Source organism: Desulfosporosinus sp. OT (assembly GCF_000224515.1).
Taxonomy (GTDB): Bacteria; Bacillota; Desulfitobacteriia; order Desulfitobacteriales; family Desulfitobacteriaceae; genus Desulfosporosinus.
Window position 1 is genome coordinate 1 of the sequence record NZ_AGAF01000213.1, and the last position, 2,729, is coordinate 2,729.

The window sequence follows — 2,729 nt, forward strand, 5'->3', positions numbered from 1 at the left end:
GGGCTAATGGAATTTTACTCAAGGGCCGCAAGGTTTTCCTACAAAAAAAGGTGAAAGCCGGTGACATTCTCCAAGTTTTAGTTCTAACGGATCAAGCTTATGGGGTTAGACCTGAAGAGGGAGAAATCAATGTACTATACGAGGATGCTCAGATTATTGTATTGGATAAAGCGGCAGGGCAGCTTGTTCACCCTGCTGGAAAGACTGATGTGGGAACATTAGCCAATTTTTTGGCTCATTATTTTCAGACGAAGAGGGTTTTGATTACGATTAGGCCACTACACCGATTAGATCGGGATACTTCTGGCTGCGTGGCTTTTGCCAAAGATGCTCACACACAAACAGAGATGGAGCAACAACTGCGAAGTGGTGCCTTTAAACGGACTTATCTAGCGATTGTGCAGGGTATACTCGAGCAGAAGGGTGTCATTGATGCGCCTATCGGTCATTGCCCTAATAAACCTAACCGACGTATGACTCGGCCAGATGGAGATCAAGCCATAACTTATTACCGTACCATTCAAACGTTATCAGAAGCATCACTGTTAGAACTCTCGTTAACAACCGGAAGGACTCATCAGATTCGAGTTCATCTAGCGCATATCGGTCATTCAATATTAGGGGATGGTATGTATGGAAGGCGCTCCTCCATTATTGGAAGACAGGCACTACATGCTTCGATGCTTTGCTTTATGCATCCCCGAACGGCGCAAGTGGTCACAGTGAATGCGCCATTACCAGCCGACATGGGACGAGTTATTGATTCTTTAAAATAGCTATAGGTCAAAATGAATGCTTGTAAAACTATGTTTTGCCATAGTATTATTTAGTATAAATGGCTCGATAAGGAATGACGATATGCAAAACCTTAAAATAGGCTCTACTGTAATTTCCTATTCAATTAAAAAAAGCTTTAGAGCTAAAAATGTTAATATATCAGTTGGCGTTGATGGAGTACAGGTAGTGGCACCTGTTTCAATGGACGATAGTGAAATTATCCCCCTTGTGGAGAAAAAGCGAGAATGGATATTAAATAAATTTGAGAGTTATCGCCAACGGCTTGCTCAGATAAGGCCAGTACGGGAGTTTGTTAGTGGCGAAACGCTCTTGTTTATGGGTAAAGATTATCCACTTAAGGTAATAGAAGCTGAGGGTGCATTCGCTAGCATTAACTTAACAGATAGTCAATTCCTCGTATATATAAATAAAGATATACCTTTGGAAAAAAGACGAGAAGCAATAAGAAGTGAGCTAGAACAATGGTATATAAGCAAAGCTAAGAGAGTAATCCAAGAGCGACTGGAACTATTCAACAACAGAATTGGAGTAAATATAAATACGGTAAGGTTTAAGAACCAGAAAACTAGGTGGGGAAGCTGCTCAAATAAAGGAAATCTAAATTTCAATTGGAAACTAGTAATGGCCCCGACATACATTGTTGACTACGTGGTTGTGCACGAACTATGCCATCTTATTCAAATGAATCACTCTAAGGAATTTTGGCAACAGGTAAAAAGTCTGATTCCAGATTATAAAGAGAGGCGAAAGTGGTTGAAGGAAAATGGCATAAAATTAAATGTATAACTGTGCTCCCAGGCCTTTCCTTATGCTAATGGTCTATTCTCATTGATTATGTATGGGAACTAAAATAGATGCACTAATGACTCTCGTTGGAACGATGAAGTCTTTTTATTGACCTCGACTATTTTTGACAAGTTTTAGCCGAATCTTATGTGATAATTAGAGCAAGAGAGGTGTAGTCAACTTACTCATACCCTCGAATAAAACATAAGAGGAGGAAACAAACATGTCTCAAGTAACTGGTATCTCATGCCCAATCTGTAGTAAAGGTGTTCTTAAAATCGATGCTCTAAATAAGTCAGGTATATCAATCGAATCAGCCGAATTAAGTGTTAATATGTTCGGTGAGGTAGAATTTTTTGGTGCAGAAGATTTAATTGGAACCGATAATGAATGGAAATCTACGTCAGCAGTATGTACTAAATGTAATGCTGATTTTGAAGTTAACCCGGAGAACTTCGTTATATGGCCTGTATCTGCTTCAAATACAGAAGCCAAAAAGTATAGAATAGGAAAGTGGGTAACCTTTTAAACTTAGGATGAGCATTTGCCCATCCTATCATTTAAAACTTAAAATAATACAAGTAGGGCAAAAAGAGGGTCAAACAGACAAAAATAAAGGGTTTCCATGAAGGAAACCCTTTGATTTCAGTGGTCGGGGCGACGGGATTCGAACCCACGGCCTCTTGGTCCCGAACCAAGCGCGCTACCAAACTGCGCCACGCCCCGTTTATTAGAACGTTTATTATAATAACAAACTGCTGTATTCCTGTCAACCTATACTTTTCAGTTTCTACCAACTCAGTCCCTGTCACCGTCATATCTACCTCATTAGACACTCTAAACAACCTAGAAGATGGATGAAGATGTATTATTAACAAAAGACTAAATAGTAAAATATGTAAATATTTAAAATATATGTTATACTGTCTATATTGGATTAATCCCAGGCAAGCATAAACAGAATGAACATTAGTAATGTGTTTCAAATATTCAAAACTTCAAAATGCTTATCGTGTCACAGGTATTCCAGGTCCATGGTTTATGAAGATAGAAGCTTAGAAGCTCAAGAATTAAAGTTCAAAAGCTCAGTTATTCCATAACTGAGAAGTTTAGGATATACTCTATACGATCCTATAACATACAAA

The 2,729-nt window shown here is 38.7% G+C and carries 3 protein-coding genes and 1 tRNA gene; 3 read left to right on the plus strand and 1 reads right to left on the minus strand.

What is annotated here, in order from left to right; translation table 11 throughout:
- The 3 genes from DOT_RS19850 to DOT_RS19860 all read left to right on the plus strand — a co-directional run.
- Positions 1-776, plus strand: a 776-nt coding sequence (locus DOT_RS19850) for an RluA family pseudouridine synthase (RefSeq protein WP_009622700.1), incomplete at its 5' end; no start/stop codon positions are given.
- Between the two features lie 82 nt (positions 777-858).
- Positions 859-1,584 carry a SprT family zinc-dependent metalloprotease gene (locus DOT_RS19855; RefSeq protein ID WP_009622701.1) on the plus strand — a complete coding sequence of 242 codons (726 nt, stop codon included), beginning with the start codon at positions 859-861 and terminating at the stop codon, positions 1,582-1,584.
- A gap of 223 nt (positions 1,585-1,807) precedes the next feature.
- Positions 1,808-2,113 carry a hypothetical protein gene (locus DOT_RS19860; RefSeq protein ID WP_009622702.1) on the plus strand — a complete coding sequence of 102 codons (306 nt, stop codon included), beginning with the start codon at positions 1,808-1,810 and terminating at the stop codon, positions 2,111-2,113.
- 120 nt (positions 2,114-2,233) lie between these two features.
- Here DOT_RS19860 and DOT_RS19865 read toward each other — a convergent pair.
- A tRNA-Pro gene (locus DOT_RS19865) sits at positions 2,234-2,310 on the minus strand.
- Between the last annotated feature and the right edge of the window lie 419 nt (positions 2,311-2,729).

Bases quoted from the DNA above. Each gene is read 5' to 3' on its own strand.
- DOT_RS19855 (WP_009622701.1), top strand. From the start codon at position 859: ATGCAAAACCTTAAAATAGGCTCTACTGTAATTTCCTATTCAATTAAA.
- DOT_RS19860 (WP_009622702.1), top strand. From the start codon at position 1,808: ATGTCTCAAGTAACTGGTATCTCATGCCCAATCTGTAGTAAAGGTGTT.